The following is a 21,451-nucleotide window of genomic DNA, read 5'->3' on the forward strand; positions in this document are numbered from 1 at the left end:
GAACCGCATGAACATCGGTGAAGCCGCCAAGGCCTCCAGCGTGTCGGCGAAGATGATCCGCTACTACGAGCAGATCGGCCTGATTCCTGCGGCTGATCGCACCGAGTCGGGCTATCGGGCGTACTCGCAGGCGGACATCCACCGCCTCCGCTTCATCCGCCGCGCGCGCGATCTCGGCTTCCAGGTCGCCGAGATCACCGATCTGCTGGGCCTGTGGAACGACACCTCGCGCCACAGCGCCGACGTCAAGCACCTGGCCGAACAGCACATCGCCGATCTGGAACAGCGCATCGAGCAGATGCGGCAGATGGCCGACACGTTGAAATCGCTGATCAGCTGCTGCGCGGGCGATGAGCGCCCGGAATGCCCGATCCTGGAGCGGTTGGGTGAGGACGATGAGGCTCCGGTGCCGGTCGTCGCCGCGAAGACAGGTGCGGTGCGGCGGCGCGCACAGAAGCATTGAATTGATATCGCACGCACTGAAAAGCCCGCCCTGTGACAGCGCACCGGGCGGGCTTCGTTGCGGTCGCAGGGCAGGGGATCAAGCGGCGCGCGGCGGGAAACCGGCATTGTTCACCGCGGCAAACACCTGTTCCTGCGAGGCGGTGGTCTGCACCTTGACCAGGCCGGTCGGCGGGTCGGCCACCACGCTCGCGTTCGGATCGATCTGCTGGATCGCGCGGGTCACGCTGCGTGCGCAACCGCCGCAGGTCATGCCGTCGACATGGAATTCCATCTGTAGCTCCTTCGATGCGATTGGGATAGGACCAGTGTGCACCTTCCAACGATGGCAGGGTCAAGCGCCGGGCTGAACGACAGGCAAGGCGCCGACAAAAAACGGCAGCCACCTGTACCAGCGTGGCTGCCGTGGAGGAACGCCCCCGCCAGGGCGGGGCGTGGCTGGGGCCGGTCGTGCCTGGCGTCGCCTCAGAACTTCCAGTTCACGCCGAAATACAGCTGGCGGCCGGCGTACAGGTTGGACAGCAGGCGGGCCTGGCTGTCGTTGCCGATGTAGCTGCGCAGCTCGGACTTGGTGGCGTTCAGCACGGCAGCCGTCACCGTCCAGTCCGGGGTGAGGTTGTAGGCCACGTTCAGGTCAAGCTGGCTGTACGGCTTGGTGTAGGTGGTCATGCCATTGTTCAGGCCGCCGACCACTTCGCCACGCCGGTTGTACGAAGCACGTGCCAGGAACTTGTCGTTCTCGTAGAACACGGTCACGTTGGCCTGGTTCTTGGCACTGCCGACCAGAGGCGATGAGCCGATTTCCTCGCCGTCCAGCACGATCGAGGCCAGGTTGGTGTCGTTGTAGGTGTAGTTCGCTTGCACACCCAGACCGAAGTCGAACGTGTACTGGCCATACAGTTCCACGCCCTGCGACACGCCATCGCGGCCGTTGGCCTGGGTCTCGTACTTCTGCACGGTCACCGACTGCCCGCCGACATTCATCTGCTGGTCGCGCACCACCGGCACGGTGAAGTTGTCCACGTTCTTGCGGAACAGCGAAACACCTGCGACCGCGCCCGGCTTGAAGTACCACTCCAGGCCTAGGTCGAACTGGACCGCCTTGAACGGCTCCAGCGCCTTGTTGCTGCCCGAACCGTACCACCCGGGTGTGTCGGTGCCGCCGGTGACACGGCGGTCGTTGGCGTACTCCTCGCTGATGTAACGCAGGCCGCCGGGGTAGGCGATGCTGGTGTAGCTCGGGCGTGCGACCACCTTCGATGCCGCGCCGCGCAGCACCAGATTGTCGGTGATGTCCCAGGCGATGTTGAAGCTGGGCAGCACGTCGGTATAGGTCTTTTCCAGCGACGACAGCGCGTACACCTTGTCGCGCACCTGGGGGTCAGGGAGGCGGACGAAGCCACCCTGGCAGCGCAGGTTCGGATCGGCGGCCGGATCATCGCAGCTCATCGGCGCGCCGCTGGCGTTGTCGACGAAGTAATCGTTGAAGCGCTCGACCGAATCGCTCGACTGGGCGAACTGCTTGGTGCGCACCACGCGCACGCCGATGTTGCCGCGGACGCGCTCGGTGCGGAAGTTGGCCTGGAAGTATCCGGAGTAGATCTTTTCGTTGACGTCGTAGACGAAGTCTTCCTCGGTACGGTTGTGCGAGCCGCCGTAGGTCTTGTTCAGGTAATCGATGTAGGCCGGGTAGTTGATGCCCGGGAACACGTTGGCGTTGAACGCGCCGGTGATGTTGCTGATCGGATTGGACAGGAAGAAGCCCGGCTGCGCATCGCCTGCGGTCGGGTCGCAACCGGCCTGGTAGCGATTGTTGTCATAGTCGGACGGGTCCAGGCCCGGGCATACCCAGTAGGTGTTGCCGGTATTGCGGTGGACCTTGCCATCGCGGTACTTGGCGCCGAACTGGATCGAGTCCAGCCAGCCGGCCTCGAACAGCTTGGTGACGTCTGCCTGGAAGTAGTTCTGCTTGACCTCCGTCTGCATCCACGATGAGTCGGTCGAGCCGGTATCGACTTCCGCGACGCCAGCCATCAACTGCTGCTGCAGGTCCGGCGAGAACTGCACCGACGGCGTACCGGTCAGGTCCCACGCGGTGTACTGGTTGCCGGACTGCCACTGGTTGCCGACCTTGCGGCGCGGCTTGGCCGACATGCGGAAGTTCATCGACGGGCCACCTTCGGACCAGGTACGGCCACCGGTGAACGAGGCCTTCCACAGCGGGCTGATGTCCCAGTCGATGGTCAGGTCGGCGGTCTGCGAAAGCGCCTTCTCCTTGCTGTAGCCGCCGGTGAGCTGCGGGGTGGGGATGGTGCAGTCGTCCGGGCCCCAGCCGCCGGGCTTGAGGCCGGCGGCCGCCGCTTCTTCTTCGCTGCAGTAGTAGGTCTTTCCGGCCAGCTTCTGGTACTGCGCGCCGGTAACGATGCTGCCACTCGGGTCGAAGTCCAGGCCGTTGAGGAGGCGGCCGCCGGCCCAGTTGCCGTCCTGGTTGTAACGGGCCAGGTTCCACTCCGGCACCTTCAGCATGTTCTGCGTGTAGTCGCCCTGCAGTTCGAAGCGGAAGTAGTTGGCCGTCATCGTGACGTTGTCGACCGGCTTGAACTGGAACGTCAGCTGCCCGCCCTTGCGCTCGCGCTTCTCTTCCTTCACTGCGAAGTTCACCGAGGTCGGCATGAAGAACTCGCTGTAGTTCTTGCCGGCCTGGTTGTTGAAGCCGGACTGGCCCCACCAGTAGTGAATACCATCCTGTTCCAGCAGATTGCCGTTGGCATCGCGGGCCGTGGTGCCGTTGCCGTACCACTGGTAGTCCTCGGTGCTGGCTTCCATGGTACGGGTGGTGCGGTTCTGCTGGGTCACGCCGACCAGCACGCCGAAGCGCTCATCCTTGCTGTGCCATGAGTACAGCGCAGACACCTGCGGATCGACATCGTGGCTGGTGTCGGAGGTGGTGCCCTCCAGGTTCACGTAGCCGGAGTTGGATTCCATGTCGAGCGGGCGCCGGGTATGCAGGATGACCGTGCCGCCGATGCCGCCTTCGTCGATGCGCGCTTCCGGCGACTTGAACAGCTCGGCGCTGGACAGCATGTTCGACGGCAGCAGGGTGTAGTTGAAGGAGCGGGTCGCTTCGTTGTTGGTTTCCGAGGAGGCGACGAAGTTGCCGTTCAACTGGGTCAGGGTCAGGTCCGGCGCGAGGCCGCGCACGCTGACACTCTTGCCCTCACCACCGCTGCGGGTGATGACGACGCCGGGCACGCGCTGCAGTGCGTCGGCGACGTTCTTGTCGGGGAACTTGCCGACGTCTTCGGCGGTGATCACTTCGACCACCGCGTTGGCATCGCGCTTCTGCTCAAGGCTCTTTTCAATGGCGTAGCGGTAGCCGGTGACCTGGACGCTGTCCAGGGTGGTGGCATCCTGCGTGCCGGTGGACGTGGCCTGCTGCGCGGCGGCGCCAGCCGGAATGACGGCGGCGGCCAATGCCAGCGCGATGGCCAACGCCAGTGCGTCCTGGCCATGCGTGCGTGTTGAATGCTTCATTCCCATCTCTCCCTCTCTCCTGGATTGATCCGGTGACGTGGCACGGACAACTTGAATCGATCTAATTTGAAGTGACTTTGTCGCTGTCGCCATGCAGTGGCAGTAGCACCGCGCGCGTGGCCTGGTACGTCCTGTTGCTGCTCCCCCAACTCCGGGCCATCGCAGCGTCGTCTTGGATCGATCTAAGCGATGGGCGGGCGATTTTTAGCATGGGTCGCCCTCGGGCGCATGCTGCTCCGCAATATGGTACTGGCGTGGCGAAGGGATGACGGTTTGCTGAAATCAGTGAAATCGTTTTCGTGCGCAGGGGAGGGTGGGCCGGCAGGGCTGCGCCCTGCACCTGCTTGAAGCCAAAGCCAAAGCCAAAGCCAAAGCCAAAGCCAAAGCCAAAGCCAAAGCCAAAGCCAAAGCCAAAGCCAAAGCTAAAGCGGCTTTGGGTTGTCTGTGGTTTGGCGGGGCGGTGTCGGATCGCGGGGACGCCGTGAACCCATCCCTGGGGGCTTGGCCGCGGCATCCATGCCGCGGACACCCCGCAATCCGACACCGCCCCGCCTTCGACAGTTGCCCGGTGACGGTTGGATTGTCCTGGCAAAGGCATGGCGGACGGCATGGGGTCAGATCCGTTTTCCTTTGGAAAACGGATCTGACCCCGATTGATTTCGTTATCTGACAGAGATTCATCCACGCATGGCGTGGATCTACTGCAGATCGCGAGAAACCGTCGATGGCGGGGTGGGTCCGGTTGCGGGAGTGTCCGCGGCATGGATGCCGCGGCCAAGCCCCCATGGATGGGTTTACGGCGTCCCCCGCAACCGGACCCACCCCGCCTACCCACGGATAGCCAGCTGTTGCTGTTGCTCCGGCTGTTGCCCTGGCTTGGAGCAGGTGCAGGGCGCAGCCCTGCCGAATACCCCCTCTCATGCTGCGCCGCAGAATGCATTCGGCTGAACCTGCATGCTCTACTTGAATCGATCTAAATTCACGGTCTGGTGGGTCGGGCGTCATTCCAGGGGGAGCTGTCTGCCAGTCGAGGCGGGGCTCAGCGGAACGGTGCCGGATGGCCCCGGCCGTCTGCCTTCGTGTCATCGACTACAGGAACCCGACATGCGTCCAGTGCCGTCCGCTCCCGCCGTCCCAGTGTCCCCGCGCCCGCTGGCGCGCCTGGCCTGCCTGCTCGCGCTGTCGGCGTCGCCGATGCTGCTGCAGGCCGCGCCGGCTGCGCTGGAGCGCGAGGTCAACACCTTCATCGGCAGCAAGGACGACGGCAATACGTTCCCGGGCGCATCGGCGCCGTTCGGCCTGATCCAGGTCAGCCCGATCGGCAGCCACTATTCGGGCTGGCGCTATGACGACGAGAAGATCCGCGGTTTCGGCCACTCCTTCATCTCCGGCGCGGGTTGCTGGGAACAGGGCGGCCAGGTGTCGGTGCTGCCGGTGACCGGTTCGATCGGTCCGGGCGGCGATTTCGATACCGGCAATGCCAAGCAGTTCGACCACAAGGCCTACGCCGCGTCCTACACCCACGACGGCGAGATCGGCCAGGCGGGCTATTACAAGGTTCGGCTGACCAGCTACGGCGGCATCGACGCCGAGACCACTGCGCGTACGCGTGCCGCCGCCGAGCGCTACACCTTCAGCCAGCGCAGTGGCGATGGCCACGTGCTGGTCAATGTCGGCCAGGCCAACGAGCGCCACTCGGTGATCGGCAGCGTGGTCGATGTGGTCGGCGACCGCGTGGTCGAAGGCAAGCTGGTCACCAAGAGTTTCTGTGGCGGCCATCAATACACCACCTGGTTCCGCATCGAGTTCGACCGCCCGTTCAAGGCGCATGGCACCTGGGGCGAGGGCGGTGGCCTGCCCGGCGCGCGCCACAGCATGGAAGGCGAGCAGAAGCCGAATGGCGCCTGGCTCAGCTTCGACCTGGCCAAGGGCCAGTCGGTGACGGCGGTCAGCGCGATCTCGCATGTTGACGCCGAAGGCGCGCGCATCAATCTGCGCGCGGACGGCATGCAGGGCGGGGCGCTGCTCGGTTTCGACCGCATGCGCGCACTGTCCCAGCAGTCGTGGCGTGAGCAGCTGGCGCGGGTGCGTGTGCAGGGCGGTACGTCCGATGACCGCACCGTGTTCTACAGCGCGGCGTACCACGCGCTGCTGCAGCCGATGACCGGCAACGACGCCGATGGCCGCTACCGGGGCTACGACGATGGCATCCACCGCGCCGATGGCTGGACCTATTACGAGTACTTCTCGCTGTGGGATACCTACCGCGCGCAGAACCAGTGGCTGGCGCTGACCCGCCCGGACGTGGCACGTGACATCGGCCGCACGCTGCTGGCGATCGACGAGCAGGGTGGCTGGCTGCCGCGCTGGGGCTATGCCAACTTCGAGACCAACATCATGACCGGCGATCCGGTCACGCCGTTCATGGTCGACCTGTGGCGCTTCGGTGCGCTCAAGGGCCGTGAATCGCAGGCGTGGGATGCGCTGCGCCGCAACGCGTTCGGTACTCCTCCGCTGAACTCGCGCATGGCCGGCCGTTCCGGCAACCCGACCTACCTGGACAAGGGCTACGTGGTCTACGACCGCGCGTTCCCCTCCAAGGGCATGGACGTTGATCCGCACCACGGTGGTTCGGCGACGCTGGAGTATGCGCTGGCCGACTGTGCGCTTTCGCAGATGGCCGATGGCCTGGGCCACGCGCAGGATGCGGCGACGCTGCGTGAGCGCGGCCGCAACTGGCGCAAGGTGTGGGACCCGCAGGTGCGCGACGCCGAGACCGGCTTCACCGGTTTTCCGCGCCCGCGTACCGAGGACGGCCAGTGGTACACGCCGGCCGATGGCCATTACAGCCCGCGCTCGCACCATGGTTTCCATGAAGGCACGGCGTGGCAGTACCAGTGGCTGGCGCAGCAGGACGTGCCGGGCCTGGTCGAAGCGATGGATGGCCGCGAACAGGCCGGCCGTCGCCTCGATGCGTTCTTCGCGATGGACGCGCTGCAGGCCGACCCGCTCAATGCCGCCCGCAAGCAGTGGGTGGTCGGGCCGTACAGCTACTACAACCAGTTCCGCTACAACCCGAACAACGAACCGGACCTGCACTCGCCGTGGCTGTACACGCTGATCGGCCAGCCGTGGAAGACCGCAGCGGTGGTGCGTGCCGCGCAGCAGTTGTTCACCAATGCGCCGAACGGCGTGACCGGCAACGACGACCTCGGCACGATGTCGGCCTGGTACCTGTTCAGCGCCATCGGCGTGTACCCGGCGGTGCCCGGCAGCGGCCAGTTCCTGCTGCACACGCCGCGCTTCAGCAAGGTGGAAGTGGACCTGGGCAATGGCCGCACGCTGCGCATCGACGCGCCGGGCGCCGATGGCCGCCGCCTGCAGTACGTGCAGGGCGTGAAGGTCGATGGCCAGGCGCATGCGCCGGTGTGGCTGGACTGGAGCCAGCTGCAGCAGGGCCCGCGCCTGCAGTTCGCGCTCGACGCGAAGGCGCCGGAGCAGGGCTGGGGTACGGCGGTGAAGGACCTGCCGGTGTCCTGGTGCGCGGCACCGGGCAGCCAGCTGCGCTGAGCCGGACTGTGCCGTTCGCGGTGACCCAGCGAACGGCACGGCACGACACGGCCCTGATCCATTAGGCTTGAGCCTCCAGCGGAGTCCGGGAAGACGATGAACGACAACGGCAGCAGTCCCAGCAAGCGCGCCGGCAAGGCGGTGACGGTGACCGACATCGCGCGTGCCATCGGCGTGTCACGGGCAACCGTATCGCTGGTGCTGCGCGGCAGCCCGCTGGTCAACGTCGATACCCGCGCCAAGGTCGAGGCCGAACTGCGCCGCCAGCGCTATGTCTACAACCGCGCGGCGGCCAACCTGCGCCGGCGGACCTCGTCGAGCATCGCGCTGGTGATCAACGATCTGTCCAACCCGTTCTTCGCCGAATTCGCGTCTGGCGTGGACGAGGCGCTGGGCGGGCGCGGTTACGTGACGCTGCTCGGCAGCACCGGGGAATCGCCGGAGCGCCAGCAGGCGGTGCTGTCCACGCTGATGGAGCACACCCCGGCCGGCCTGATCCTGTCGCCGGCCGAAGGCAGCGACACCGCGCAGTTGCGGCAGGCGCTGGGCGCCAATGCCAACGTGCTGTTGTTCAATCGTGAACTGGAAGGGGCCGACTGGGACTTCCTGACCCTGGACAACCAGCACGGCGCCTATCTGGCCACGCGCCACCTGATCGAGCGTGGTCATCGCCAGATCGCCTTCTTCGGTGGCCACGCTGCATCGAGCTCGTGCCACCAGCGCCGTGCCGGTTTCCAGCAGGCGCTGGCCGAGGCCGGCCTGTCGCTGCCGCCGGGTTGGATGATCGAGTCGGCACCGAACCGCCTGGAAGCCGCAGCGCGCACCGATGAGCTGTTTGCCGATGGCCATCGCCCGAGTGCGGCGGTCTGCTACAACGACACCGTCGCGCTGGGCCTGATGCTGGGCTTGAACTCGCGTGGCATCCGCCCGGGTGGCGACTTCGCCGTTACCGGTTTCGATGACATTTCCGAGGCGTCGGTCGCGGTGCCGCCGTTGACCACGCTCACTGCCGATCCGCGCGAGCGGGGCCGGCAAGCTGCTGCGCTGCTGCTGCAACGGCTGGACGAACCGGATGCGCCGCCTCGGCGCACGGTCGCGCCGGTGCAGTTGCGCATCCGCGAAAGCAGTGCCGCACGACCGAACTGATTCCTTCCATACACCCCTTCCACGCAACAACGACCTTCCGCGCATCGAGGCGCGTACCGCATGCCGATCTCCGCAACGCCCCGTCCATCGGGTTCTTCGGGCAACGCACCCGCCGTCACCAACGGCAAGGCGCTGGCTGTCGTCACCACGATCTTCTTCATGTGGGGCTTCCTGACCTGCCTCAATGACATCCTGATCCCGCACCTGAAGGCGGTGTTCGAGCTGAACTACGCCAAGGCGATGCTGGTGCAGTTCACCTTCTTCGGCACCTATTTCCTGATGTCGCTGCCGGCGGGTCGGCTGGTGGCGGCGCTGGGCTACAAGAAGGGCATCGTGGCCGGCTTGGTGATTGCCGGCATCGGTGCGCTGGGCTTCTGGCCGGCGGCCGAGCTGCGCGTGTATGGCGCCTTCCTCGGTGCGTTGTTCGTGCTGGCCACGGGCATCACCGTGCTGCAGGTCGCTGCGAACCCCTACGTTGCGCTGCTGGGCCCGGAGCAGACCAGCTCAAGCCGCCTGACCCTGGCGCAGGCGCTGAACTCGCTGGGCACGGCCATTGCGCCGATCTTCGGCGGCATGCTCATCCTGTCCAACACGGTCAAGAGTGCCGATGACATCGCGGCGCTGCCGGCCGCCGAGCAGCTGGCCTACCGTGCCGCCGAGGCGCAGGCCGTGCAGGGCCCGTACGTGGGCCTGGCGGTGGCGCTGGTGCTGCTGGCGCTGTTCGTGTTCCTGTTCCGCCTGCCGGCGCTGAGTGATGCCACCGAGCAGGCCGACCAGGGCCACCACCACAGCTACCTGGATGCGCTGCGCAAGCGCCACCTGCTGCTGGGCGTGCTGGGCATCTTCTTCTACGTCGGCGCCGAAGTGTCGATTGGCAGCTTCCTGGTCAACTACCTGTCGATGCCCAACATCGGCGGCTTCAGCGAGCAGCAGGCCACGCATTACGTGTCGGCCTACTGGACGATGGCGATGATCGGCCGCTTCGCCGGTTCGGCGCTGCTGGCGCGCTTCTCGCCCAGCCGTCTGCTGGCGATCTTCGCGCTGGTCAACGTGGGCCTGCTGGTCACGACCATGCTGAGCTCCGGCAACGTCGCGCTGTACTCGGTGGTGGCGATCGGCCTGTTCAACTCGATCATGTTCCCGACCATCTTCGCGCTGAGCATCGAGCGCCTCGGCCCGCTGACCAACAAGGGTTCCAGCCTGCTGATCATGGCCATCGTCGGCGGTGCCGTGGTGCCGTACCTGCAGGGCGTGCTGGCCGACCACATCGGTGTGCAGGCCAGCTTCATCCTGCCGCTGCTGTGCTACGGCTACATCATTTTCTACGGACTGGTCGGCGCGCGTACGCCGGCCTCCGCAACGCAGGGAGGCTGAGTCCGGAATGGGTGCCATCGTTTGCTTCGGCGAAATTTTGATCGATCTACTAGCGCAGCCGCCGGCCTCGGCCGACACCCCGCGCGCGTTCCTGCAGTACGCCGGCGGTGCGCCGGCCAACGTCGCGGTGGCGGCTGCGCGGCTGGGTGCGAAGACCCAGTTCGTCGGCATGCTCGGCCGCGACATGTTCGGTGACTTCCTGGCCGACAGCCTGGTCGAGCACGGCGTGGGCACGGATTACATCGTTCGCACCGATGCGGCCAAGACCGCACTGGCCTTCGTGGCCCTGGATGCCAGCGGTGAGCGCAGCTTCAGTTTCTACCGCCCGCCGGCGGCCGACCTGCTGTTCCGCGACAGTGATTTCCAGGCGGAGTGCCTCGACAGCGCGCAGTGCTTCCACGTCTGCTCCAACAGCCTGACCGAGCCGGCCATCGCCGAGGCGACCTTCGCCGGCATGGACCGTGCCCGTGCGGCCGGTGCGGTGGTCAGCCTCGACCTCAACCTGCGTCCGGCCCTGTGGCCGGCGAACGAGGATCCGACGCCGAGGCTGTGGCAGGCACTGGAACGTGCCGACCTGGTCAAGCTGTCGCGCGAGGAACTGGACTACCTGGCAGCACCGCTCGGCGATGACGGAGAGGCGCTGGTGCTACGTCGCCTGCTGGCCGCGCAGGCGCGCTGGGTGATCGTCACCGATGGTGCGGCCACGCTGCACTGGTACACCCGTGACAACCACGGCACGGTCACCAGCTTCCGCGTGGCTACGGTCGACACCACGGCAGCCGGCGATGCCTTCGTCGGTGGCGTGCTGGTCGGCCTGCTGGAGCGGGGTGGGGCGGGCACTGGTTTCGCCGCATTCTGCCAGGACCCGGAGGCGATCACCGCCACGTTGCGCTTCGGCGCCGCCGTGGGTGCGCTGGCTGTTACCCGCAAGGGCGCGTTCGCCGCGATGCCCTCGCTCGATGAAGTGCAGCAGCTGCTGCAGGCCCAGGACATTACCGCATGAGCACCTCGCCCGATTTCCGTTCGCCCGCGTTCCTGCGCGCGCATATCGCCGACACGATGGCGTTCTACCACCCGCGCTGCATCGATCCGGATGGCGGCTTTTTCCACTACTTCCGCGATGACGGCAGCATCTACGATGCCAGTCACCGCCACCTGGTGAGCAGCACCCGTTTCGTCTTCAACTATGCGATGGCCTACCGCGAATTCGGCAATGCCGAGTACCGCGAGGCCGTCGAGCACGGCGTGCGCTATCTGCGCGAGGTGCACCGCAACCCGGCCACCGGTGGCTATGCCTGGACCCTGCGCGACGGCAAGGTCGAGGACGACATGAACCACTGCTACGGCGTGGCCTTCGTGCTGCTGGCCTACAGTTGTGCGCTGAAGGCCGGCGTCGAGCAGGCCCGCGCCTGGATGGACGAGACCTGGCAGCTGCTGGAAGCGCGTTTCTGGGAGGCGCAGCACGGCCTGTACAAGGATGAAGCCGATGGCCAGTGGAACTTCACCGGCTACCGCGGCCAGAACGCCAACATGCACATGTGCGAGGCGATGCTGGCCGCGTTCGAAGCCAGTGGCGAGCAGCGCTATGTCGAGCGTGCGCTGCAGCTGGCCGACAACATGACCCGCCGCCAGGCCGCCAAGGGCGGTGGCCTGGTCTGGGAACACTATGATGTGAACTGGGAGATCGACTGGGACTACAACCTGGACGATCCCAAGCACCTGTTCCGCCCGTGGGGCTTCCAGCCCGGCCACCAGACCGAGTGGGCCAAGCTGCTGCTGATTCTCGATCGCCACGTGCAGGCCGACTGGCTGGTGCCGACCGCGCAGCACCTGTTCGACGTGGCCGTAGCGCGCAGCTGGGACGACGCCCGGGGCGGCCTGTATTACGGCTTCGCACCGGAATCACGCCGGCAGCCCGGCATGGACGGTGCCCCGATCGGTGGCGACAGCTTCGTCTGCGACGACGACAAGTACTTCTGGGTACAGGCCGAGACGCTGGCGACCGCCGCGCTGATGGCCAAGCGTACCGGTGATGATCGCTACTGGCAGTGGTACGAGCGCATCTGGGCGTATTCGTGGGAGCACTTCGTTGACCACCAATACGGCGCCTGGTTCCGCATCCTCGATGCCGACAACCGCAAGTACAGCGACGAGAAGAGCCCGGCCGGCAAGGTGGATTACCACACCATGGGCGCGTGCTACGAAGTGTTGAACGTCGTGCGCTGATGCGGGTGTCGCCACGCGCATGATGAATCGGAATCGGTAGCGCCGGGCCGCGCCCGGCGGAAAAACAGGAGTATCACGTGCATCGCCTTTCCCTCGTTGTCCGTCTGCTCCTGCTGCTGGTCGCAGCCTCCGCCATCCCGGCAACTGCGGCTCCACTGCAGGCACAGTGGCAGTTCCGCATGCTGCCGGGTGACGCGCAGGGCGCTGCGCATCCGGGTCTTCAGCAATGGCGTGCGGCGAAGGTGCCGGGCAGCGTACACACCGACCTGCTGGCCCATGGGCTGATCCGCGATCCGTACGTCGGTGCGCCCGAGGCCGAGCTGCAGTGGATCGGCCTGTCCGCCTGGGAGTACCGCGCCCGCTTTGACGTGGATGCGGCGACGCTGGCCAAGCCCAATGCCGAGCTGCGCTTCGATGGGCTGGACACCTATGCCGAAGTCAGCCTCAACGGCAAGCCACTGCTGCGCGCGGACAACGCGCACCGCACGTGGCACGCACGTGTGGACGGGCGCCTGCGGGCGAACGGCAATGAACTGCAGATCGTGTTCCGCTCACCGATACGCACGCTGCTGCCGGGCGTACAGGCGATGCCGTACAAGATCGCTGGCAATTACCCGTCGCCGTATGGCGATGAGCCGAAGGACGCGATGGTCGGCAACTTCGCGCGCAAGCCGGCCTACCACTTCGGCTGGGACTGGGGCCCGCGCTATGTCACCGCCGGCGTGTGGCGCGGGGTCGACCTGCAGGCCTGGGACGCGCACCGTCTGACCGATCTTGCCGTGCGCACCGATGCACTGAGTGCAGAGCAGGCGAAGCTGGCGGTGCTGCTGCAGGTGGAGCAGGGTGCTGCGGGTTCGGCCTTGGTGAATGTGGATATACGTGATCCGGAAGGCCGCAACGTGGCCCAGGTGCAACGCACGGTGCTGTTGAAGCCCGGGCAGAACACGGTTGAGCTGCCGGTTGAGCTGGCCACGCCGCGGCGCTGGTGGCCGGGGGGCCATGGTGCGCAGGATCGCTATACCGTGCAGGCTCGCCTGGATGATGGCGCCGATGCAGCACTGGCGCGCGAGCAGCACATCGGCCTGCGCACGGTCGAACTGCGCCGCGAGGAAGACCGCAAGGGCGGGCAGGGCTTTGCCTTCGTCATCAACGGCGTGGAGATCTTCGCCAAGGGCGCCAACGTCATTCCGTTCGATGCCTTCCCCGCACGCGTCGATGCCGCACGCCTGCGCCAGGTGCTGACCGCCGCGCGCGACGCCAACATGAACATGCTGCGCAATTGGGGCGGCGGCTACTACGAAGACGATGCGTTCTTCGACATCGCCGATGAGCTGGGCCTGCTGGTCTGGCAGGACTTCATGTTCGGCGGCGGCATGCAGCCGGGCTACGATCCGGCGTTTCGTGCCAGCGTGGTGGCCGAGGCGCGCGACAACGTGCGACGTCTGCGCCATCACCCCAGCATCGTGCTGTGGTGTGGCAACAACGAGGAAGAAACCGCCTGGAAGGACTGGGGCCACGGCCGCGACCTGAAGGCAGCCGACCCGGAATTTGCGGCGAAGGTCTGGCAGGGCTATGTCGACCTGTTCGGCAACGACCTGCGGCAGGTGGTGGGCGAGGAGGGGCTGGGCGTACCGTACTGGTCCAGCTCACCCAGCAACGACCTTGACGAGAAGGCCAACGATTCAACCCGTGGCGACAAGCACTACTGGCAGGTCTGGGGCAATCCGGCGCTGCCGGTGCAGGCCTACCTGCGCGAGACGCCGCGCTTCATGTCCGAGTACGGTTTGCAGGCGTGGCCGTCGGTGGCGACGGTGGACCAGATCGCCACCCGCGCCGAGCAGCGCATCGACAGCCCGGTGATCCGCGCGCACCAGAAATTCATGGCCGGCGAGGGCAACAGCCGCCTGCTGCACTACATCGAACTGGGCTACGGCACGCCGAAGGACTTCGAGGAATTCATCTACCTCAGCCAGGTGATGCAGGCCGATGGCATTGCACTGGCGGCACTGCATCATCGCGCCTCGCGGCCGTACACGATGGGCTCGCTGTACTGGCAGCTCAACGATGTCTGGCCGGGCGCCTCCTGGTCCAGCGTGGACTATTTCGGCCGCTGGAAGGCGCTGCACTTCGCCGCGCGGCGCTTCTTTGCGCCAGTGACGGTGGCCGCGTTGCGCGACGAGGGCAGCACGCGGGTGCGCCTGATCAACGATGGTGCCGCACTGGATGCACGCTGGCGGCTGCGGGTGATGGACGTGGAAGGGAAGGTGCTGCGCCGTCGCGAGGAAGCGGTGACGCTGGCGGCGTCGGGTGTGACCTTGATCGGTGATTTCCGCGACGCCGAATTGTTGGCCGGTGCCGACCCGAAGCGCACCCTGGCGGTATTCGAGCTGCTGCAGGATGGCAGGGTCAGTGCGCGCCAGGTGGTTGGTTTCGTCGAGGCGAAGGACCAGGTATTGCCGCGGCAGGCGCTGAAGGCCACGCTGTCCATCGAAGGCGACCACTACCGCCTGCGCCTGGAAAGCGCGGCGTATGTGCGCGCGACGTGGATTGATTTCGGCGCGCTGGATGTGCAGGTCGAAGACAACCTGCTGGATCTGCTGCCGGGCGAAACCCGCGATATCGCGGTGCGGGGCCCGGTGGATCTGGTTACCCTGCGCGAAGCGCTGAAGCTGAAGACCCTCAACGACCGTTGAGGGCTGTGCATCCCGCCTTGCACGGTGCCAACCTCGCCGCTTTGGTAGGTGCCAACCTTGGTTGGCACGCTTCTGGCGCGGGGGGCGATCGCCAACCAAAGTGGCCTCTACCGGAGCCGATGCCCGGTAGCGCCGGGCAATGCCCGGCGAGCGCAGCGGGGCGGCGCTTTACAGCTGGATCTGCTGGAAATTCTCGACCCGTTCGTGGCCGTTGGCGGCCTGGCCGGTGCGCGGCAGCGGGTAGTCGTCCAGGCGATCGATCAGGCGGGTCTGCAGGCCGGCTTCGCGGGCAGCATCCAGTTCTTCCACCACATCCGACAGGAACAGGATCTCGCCGGCCGGTACGCCGATGGCCTGCACGATGCGGCGGTAGCTGTCGGCCTCGCGCTTGCCACCGACTTCGGTGTCGAACCAGCCCGACACCAGCGGGCTGAGGTCACCGGCGTCGCTGAAGCCGAAGAACAGCTTCTGCGCCGGCACCGAGCCGGAGGAGTACACGTACAGCGGCAGGCCGGAGGCATGCCAGCCCTTCAGCACCGGCGCCACTTCCGGGTAGAAGTGCGCGGTGTAGTCGCCGCGGCGGTAGCCTTCGTCCCAGATCAGGCCCTGCAGCGCCTTCAGTGCGGTGTGCTTGCGGTCCTGGTCGATCCAGCCCTGCAACGTCTCGGCCACCAGGCTGTCCTGGCAGGCGCCGCCGATCTCGGTGGCCACCGCATCCAGCCAGCGGCGGACCTCCGGCTGCTGGCCATGCTCGGCGACGAACGCGGGCAACGCCTTGCGCGCATAAGGGAACAGCACGTTCTTGACGAAAGAGATGCTGCTGGTGGTGCCTTCGATGTCGGTCAGGATGACGCGGGGCTGCATGGATCAGGACGCCTGGGTGGGTACGTAACGGGGGAACTTCTGCGCGATGTCGGTGCCGGTGAAGTGACCAACCCAGCCATCCGGTTCGGTGAAGAAGCGGATCGCCACGAAGCTGGGCTCGTCGCCCATGTCGAACCAGTGGGTGGTGCCATCGGGTACGGCGATCAGGTCGTCCTTCACGCACTCGATCTCATAGACCTTGTCACCCACGTGCAGGGTGAACAGGCCGGAACCTGCGACGAAGAAGCGCACCTCGTCTTCCTTGTGGAAGTGTTCGTCGAGGAACTTCTTGCGCAGCTCGGCGCGGTTCGGGTTGTCCGGGGCGATCGAGGCCACGTCCACGCTCTTGAAGCCGCGCTCGGCAACCAGGCGGTCGATGTCGGCGCGGTAAGCGGCGAACACTTCATCCTGGCTGGCGCCCGGTGCGACCGGCGCGATGGCTTGCCAGCGCTCGAAGGTGACGCCGATCTTCTGCAGCTCGGCGGCAATGATCGCGCCGTCCTGGGTGTCCAGCAGCGGCGATTCGGGGCGGGTGTCGTCGTAGATGCGCAGTCGGCTCATGGCGGCAGCTTGAACGTCTCGGGGGGAAGACAGGGTAGCAGGGTGGAGGCAGGGCGCAGATTCCGGATCGGCATCTACACCTGCATGTGGGTTCAGCCGCGCAGCTTGCGCAGCTCCAGCTCGCAATGGAACAGGAACTCGAAGGCTTCCATGTGCCGGCGCGCTTCGGCCATGTCGCGGCCCCAGGCATACAGGCCGTGGCCGTCGATCAGGTAGCCCCACAGGTTCTGCCGGTCGAGCAGGTCATCGACCTGCTTGGAAAGCACGTTCATGTCCTGGGTGTTGGCGAACACCGGCACGTCGATGGCCATCTCGTGGGTGCTGTTGCCGGCGAAGGCCTTCAGCAGCTCGTAGCCTTCCAGGCGGATGTGGCCCTGCGGCGCGTACAGGCGCGAGGCGACGGTCTGCACCGGCGAATGGGTATGCAGCACGCAGCCGATCTCCGGGAAGCGGCGATACAACTGGGTGTGCAGCAGTGTCTCGGCGGACGGGCGCAGCGGGCGGCCGACGGCCAGGCCGTCGAAGTCCACCACCATGATGTCGTCCTCGATCAGGCGGCCCTTGTCCTTGCCGGAGACAGTGATCGCGGCGTGGCGGTCGTCCAGGCGGTGGGAGAAGTTGCTGCTGGTGGCCGGGGTCCAGCCGGCGTGGGCCAGTTCGCGGACGTTGTCGATCAGCAGCTGGGCCAGTTCGCTCAGGCGCGCGGTGTCGTAGGGGAAGGTGGGGGCGTTCATGCCGGCGATTTTACTGGATTCGGCCAACGGCTGAGCCCCTCGTGGCTGGCGTCAGAAGCAGATTTCGCGGGTTGGCCGGTTGGGTGCGGCCAGCCACGGAGTGAAGAAGGAAAAGCGAAAAGCGGGTCGCTTCGCTGTGCTTGCTCGGAGCGGAGCATGGCTCCGATCTACAGAAGATCCATTCCCCGGACAGAATTCATCCACGCATGGCGTGGATCTACTGGACGCGCCGGTGGACTGTCGGAGGTGGGGCGGATTGGGTTCGCGGGGGTGTCCGCGGCATGGGCCCGAGGCATGCCTCGGGCGGGTTGGGCAGGAGGCCCAACCCCGGTCTTGCCGCGTGCGCAGGACAGCGCACGCGAGCAAGCCGCGGCCAAGCCCCCAGGGACGGGTTCACGGCGTCCCCCCGCGAACCCAACCCGTCCCGCCAAACCTCAGCCCAGCTGTTGCCGTTGCTCCGGCTTCAAAGGCGGGTGCAGGGCCGCAGGCCCTGCAATGCAAAACCTTACTTCACACGCAGGCGGCTGTGCCTGAAGCCGTAGCAGAAATAGATCACGAAGCCGACGAACGTCCACACGCCCATCAGCATCCAGTTGTGCATCGTCATCGCCGACAGCAGGGCAAGGCAACTCAGCACGCCCAGGCTGCAGATCAGCCATGCCATCGGCATGCGGAACGGTCGCGGCAGCTCCGGCTGGGTGCGGCGCAGGATCAGCACGCCCGCGCACACCGCCGCGAATGCGATCAGCGTGCCCATCGAGGTCAGCTCGCCGAGGATGTCCAGCGGGAACAGCGCCGCCAGCAGCGCGATGCCGATGCCGGTGATCACGGTATTGATGTGCGGGGTGCGGTACTTCGGGTGGATCTTGGTGAACACCGGCGGCAGCAGGCCGTCGCGGCCCATGATCATGAAGATGCGCGGCTGGCCGATGATCATTACCAGCACCACCGAGGACAGGCCGACCAGCGCGCCGACCTCGACCACCCAGCGCAGCCAGTCCAGCTGCGGATGCGCCGCCACGGCAGTCACCACCGGCTCGTCGGTACCCAGCAGCTGGAACGGCACCAGGCCGGTCATCACTGCGGCCATCGCGATGTACAGCACGGTGCAGATCACCAGTGACAGCATCATGCCGATCGGCATGTCACGCTGCGGGTTCTTTGATTCCTGCGCGGCCACCGATACCGCCTCGAAGCCGATGTAGGCGAAGAACACCATCGCCGCGCCACGCAGCACGCCTTCCATGCCGTACTTTCCGGGGCCTTCGTTGGCGGGAATGAACGGGGTCCAGTTGCTGGTGTCCACGTACTTCCAGCCGACCACGATGACCAGCATGATCAGGCCGGTCTTCAGCACGACCATCGCCATGTTCATCGCCGAAGACTTGCTGATGCCGACGTAGCACAGCCAGGTCAGCAGCAGCACCAGCGCGGCGGCCGGCAGATTGGCGATCGCACCGGTCGGGCGCAGCTGCGCGTCCAGTGGCGCGCTGACCAGCGCCGCCGGTAGATGGATGTCGAACTGGCTGAGCAGGCTGAGGAAATAGCCGGTCCAGCTGACCGCGACCGCCGAGGCGGAGACGCCGTACTCGAGCACCAGCATCCAGCCGATGAACCAGGCCGAGAGCTCGCCGAAGGTGGCGTAGGTATAGGTGTAGGCACTGCCGGAGACCGGCACCATCGAGGCGAATTCGGCGTAGGCCAGCGCGCAGAAGGCGCAGCAGATGGCCGCCAGCACGAACGACAGCATGATCGCCGGGCCGGCGTGGTTGGCGGCGGCCTGGCCGGTGATGACGAAAATGCCGCCGCCGATCACCGCGCCGATGCCGAGGGCGGTCAGCCCCCAGGGGCCGAGGTGGCGGCGCAGGCTCAGGCCGTTGGCGTCTTCATGGGCGGCATGCGGGTGCTTGGTGGCCCACAGTTGCTTGAACATGTGTGGTGGTCTTGTCGAAGCGCGCCACAGGCGGCGCGCGGGGAAAACGGACGGGCCGGCGCGAGGCCGGCCCGTAGGCGGATCAAGGCGACTTGGCCAGCTTGCTGTTGCGGATGCCGTAGCCCAGGTAGATCAGCAGGCCGAGCAGCGTCCAGCCGACGAACAGGTGCCAGTGCACCACGAACGCCTGCCAGAACAGGAACAGGCAGGTGGCCGCGCCGAGCGGGCAGATGATCCACACCATCGGCACGCGGAACGGGCGGTGCAGGTCCGGCTTGGAATAGCGCAGTACCAGCACGCCGATGCAGACCGTGGCGAAGGCCAGCAGGGTGCCCATCGAGACCAGTTCACCCAGCACGTTCAGCGGCACCAGGCCGGCCAGCGCGGCGGCGATCACGCCGACCACGATGGTGGCGACGTACGGGGTGCGGAAGCGGGCGTGGACCTTGCCGAAGAACTTCGGCAGCAGGCCGTCGCGGGAGATGGTGTAGGCGATGCGGGTCTGGCCCATCATCATCACCAGCACCACCGAGGACAGGCCGGCGATGGCGCCGATCTCCACGAAGGTCTTCAGCCAGGCCAGTGTCGGGTAGGGCTCCAGCGCGGTGGCCACCGGCTTGTCGGTGCCAAGCAGGTGGTACGGCATCATGCCGGTCAACACGGCACAGACGATGATGTAGACGAGGGTGCACACGGCCAGCGAGCCGAGCAGGCCGATCGGCATGTTGCGCTGCGGGTCCTTGGTTTCACCGGCGGCTGTGGAGACCGCATCGAAGCCGATGTAGGCGAAGAACACGATGGTGGCCGCGCGGAACACGCCGCTCCAGCCGAACTCACCCGGTACGCCGGTGTTTTCCGGGATGAACGGCTGCCAGTTGGCGGGGTCGATGTGGGCCGCGCCGATGCCGATGAACAGGCAGATGACGGTGACCTTGATCGCCACGATGATCGCGTTGACGAAGGCCGACTGGGTCACGCCCACATACAGCAGGCCGGACACCGCCGCCACGATCAGCACCGCCGGCAGGTTGAACAGCTTGCCCGAAGCGATGAACTCGCTGCCGGTCCAGGCAATCGGAGCCGCGCTGAGGGCATCCGGGAACGGCATGTGCAGCGTGGTGGTGATGAAGCTGATCAGGTACGCCGACCAGCCCACCGCGACCGAGGCCGAGGCGAACAGGTACTCCAGCACCAGGCACCAGCCGATGAACCAGGCCATGCCCTCGCCCAGGGTGGCGTAGGAGTAGGAGTAGGCGCTGCCGGAGACCGGCATCATCGCCGCGAACTCGGCGTAGCACAGGCCCGCCAGGGCGCAGGCGAAGCCGGCGATCACGAACGACAGCATGACGGCCGGGCCGGCGTGGTTGGCCGCGGCCTGGCCGGTCAGCACGAAGATGCCTGCGCCGATCACCGCACCCACGCCAAGCAGGATGAGGTGTTTAGCCGTGAGGGTCCGTTTCAACGTGGCTTCGCCGTCCAGGCTGCCTTCGATGGGTTCGCCAGCATCGACGTGCCCGGCCGGTTCAACCGGCTTGACCCTCAACAGAGCTTTCAGCATGCAGTACTTCCTAGTGATCGGATTGGGTGGGCCGCCGATACGTTGCCGGCAACCCTGGAATGGTGAAGGCCGCGCGAACGGCCCGCTGTACCTTAGCCAAAGCTGAAGCCAACGCACAAGCGCAATCGCAACAATGAACGGCGATAATGAGCAGTATTTTTCCAAACGCCGCGCATTCATGAGCCAGACCGCCGAAACCCTTGCCGTGCTTGACGATCGCCTGCGTGGCCTGCTGCGGGACTATGCCCGCCGCGAGCCCGCCCACGACGCACTGGCTGCCGAATTCGGCACATTGTTGGACGATCCGGAAGATCCGTTCCGCCGCGAGCGCCTGGCTGGCCACTTCACCGCCAGCTGCTGGCTGGTCAGCGCCGATGGCCAGCGCCTGCTGCTGACCCACCATCGCAAGCTGCAGCGCTGGCTGCAGCTGGGCGGCCACGCCGACGGCGACCGCGACCTGGCCCAGGTGGCGTTGAAGGAAGCCGAGGAAGAGTCGGGACTGAGCGGCCTGGTGCTGGAAGACCCGGCCATCTTCGATCTGGACAAGCATTGGATTCCGGAGCGCAAGGACGTGCCGGGGCACTGGCACTACGACGTGCGTTTCGTGATCCGCGCGCTGGGCGGCGAAGCCTTCGTGCTCAGCGAGGAGTCGCTGGAACTGGCCTGGCGGCCGGTGACCGAGGTCGCGGTCGACCCGGAATCGGATGAATCGATGCAGCGCATGGCCCGTCGCTGGCTGGCACGCTAGCAACCTGTAGAGCCGAGCCGATGCTCGGCTCAGTGCGGGCCGGAACCG

At 66.3% G+C, this 21,451-nt stretch carries 14 protein-coding genes and 1 pseudogene; 8 read left to right on the plus strand and 7 right to left on the minus strand.

Annotation, left to right across the window (positions count from 1 at the left end; translation table 11 throughout):
- Positions 1 to 7: 7 nt before the first annotated feature.
- A complete protein-coding gene (gene cueR / locus CCR98_RS09520; RefSeq protein WP_014037019.1) occupies positions 8 to 463 on the plus strand; it encodes a Cu(I)-responsive transcriptional regulator in 456 nt (151 codons plus the stop codon).
- A 78-nt stretch (positions 464 to 541) separates the two neighbouring features.
- On the opposite strand, the gene CCR98_RS09525 is transcribed toward cueR, so the two are convergent.
- Together CCR98_RS09525 and CCR98_RS09530 are read right to left on the minus strand one after the other, a co-directional pair.
- A complete protein-coding gene (locus tag CCR98_RS09525) occupies positions 542 to 736 on the minus strand; it encodes a heavy-metal-associated domain-containing protein (RefSeq protein ID WP_087922399.1) in 195 nt (64 codons plus the stop codon).
- A gap of 191 nt (positions 737 to 927) precedes the next feature.
- Entirely contained in the window at positions 928 to 4,002 is a 3,075-nt protein-coding gene (locus CCR98_RS09530; protein ID WP_087922400.1) for a TonB-dependent receptor, read from the minus strand.
- Positions 4,003 to 5,226: 1,224 nt separating this feature from the next.
- On the opposite strand from CCR98_RS09530, the pseudogene CCR98_RS09540 reads away from it, so the two are divergent.
- From CCR98_RS09540 to CCR98_RS09565, 6 genes and pseudogenes are all read left to right on the plus strand, one after another.
- Positions 5,227 to 7,566, plus strand: a pseudogene (locus CCR98_RS09540) (GH92 family glycosyl hydrolase); the annotation flags it as partial.
- 96 nt (positions 7,567 to 7,662) lie between these two features.
- Positions 7,663 to 8,712 carry a LacI family DNA-binding transcriptional regulator gene (locus CCR98_RS09545; protein WP_087922403.1) on the plus strand — a complete coding sequence of 350 codons (1,050 nt, stop codon included), beginning with the start codon at positions 7,663 to 7,665 and terminating at the stop codon, positions 8,710 to 8,712.
- Between the two features lie 60 nt (positions 8,713 to 8,772).
- Positions 8,773 to 10,086, plus strand: a complete 1,314-nt coding sequence (fucP, locus tag CCR98_RS09550) for an L-fucose:H+ symporter permease (protein ID WP_071228226.1) — start codon at positions 8,773 to 8,775, stop codon at positions 10,084 to 10,086.
- A 7-nt stretch (positions 10,087 to 10,093) separates the two neighbouring features.
- Positions 10,094 to 11,089, plus strand: coding sequence for a carbohydrate kinase (locus CCR98_RS09555; RefSeq protein WP_087922404.1), 996 nt, complete (start codon positions 10,094 to 10,096; stop codon positions 11,087 to 11,089).
- Positions 11,086 to 12,312 carry an AGE family epimerase/isomerase gene (locus tag CCR98_RS09560; protein ID WP_087922405.1) on the plus strand — a complete coding sequence of 409 codons (1,227 nt, stop codon included), beginning with the start codon at positions 11,086 to 11,088 and terminating at the stop codon, positions 12,310 to 12,312. The genes CCR98_RS09555 and CCR98_RS09560 overlap by 4 nt, the downstream gene beginning before the upstream one ends.
- A gap of 77 nt (positions 12,313 to 12,389) precedes the next feature.
- A complete protein-coding gene (locus CCR98_RS09565; RefSeq protein ID WP_087922406.1) occupies positions 12,390 to 15,005 on the plus strand; it encodes a glycoside hydrolase family 2 protein in 2,616 nt (871 codons plus the stop codon).
- A 168-nt stretch (positions 15,006 to 15,173) separates the two neighbouring features.
- Here the strand turns inward: CCR98_RS09565 and mtnC are convergent, their stop codons facing one another.
- The 5 genes from mtnC to CCR98_RS09590 form a co-directional block, all read right to left on the minus strand.
- A complete protein-coding gene (gene mtnC / locus CCR98_RS09570) occupies positions 15,174 to 15,869 on the minus strand; it encodes an acireductone synthase (RefSeq protein ID WP_043397315.1) in 696 nt (231 codons plus the stop codon).
- 3 nt (positions 15,870 to 15,872) lie between these two features.
- A complete protein-coding gene (locus tag CCR98_RS09575) occupies positions 15,873 to 16,430 on the minus strand; it encodes an acireductone dioxygenase (RefSeq protein WP_087922407.1) in 558 nt (185 codons plus the stop codon).
- Positions 16,431 to 16,522: 92 nt separating this feature from the next.
- Positions 16,523 to 17,164 (minus strand): methylthioribulose 1-phosphate dehydratase, encoded by a 642-nt coding sequence (locus CCR98_RS09580; RefSeq protein ID WP_087922408.1) that lies wholly within the window; start codon positions 17,162 to 17,164, stop codon positions 16,523 to 16,525.
- 505 nt (positions 17,165 to 17,669) lie between these two features.
- A complete protein-coding gene (locus CCR98_RS09585; protein WP_087922409.1) occupies positions 17,670 to 19,097 on the minus strand; it encodes an amino acid permease in 1,428 nt (475 codons plus the stop codon).
- Positions 19,098 to 19,179: 82 nt separating this feature from the next.
- Complete coding sequence (locus CCR98_RS09590; RefSeq protein WP_087922410.1) at positions 19,180 to 20,655, minus strand: amino acid permease; 1,476 nt, start codon at positions 20,653 to 20,655, stop codon at positions 19,180 to 19,182.
- A 133-nt stretch (positions 20,656 to 20,788) separates the two neighbouring features.
- On the opposite strand from CCR98_RS09590, the gene CCR98_RS09595 reads away from it, so the two are divergent.
- Positions 20,789 to 21,403, plus strand: a complete 615-nt coding sequence (locus CCR98_RS09595; protein ID WP_087922411.1) for an NUDIX hydrolase — start codon at positions 20,789 to 20,791, stop codon at positions 21,401 to 21,403.
- Positions 21,404 to 21,451: the final 48 nt, after the last annotated feature.

Origin of the sequence: Stenotrophomonas sp. WZN-1 (genome assembly GCF_002192255.1) — a bacterium.
In the GTDB taxonomy this organism is placed as follows: domain Bacteria; phylum Pseudomonadota; class Gammaproteobacteria; order Xanthomonadales; family Xanthomonadaceae; genus Stenotrophomonas.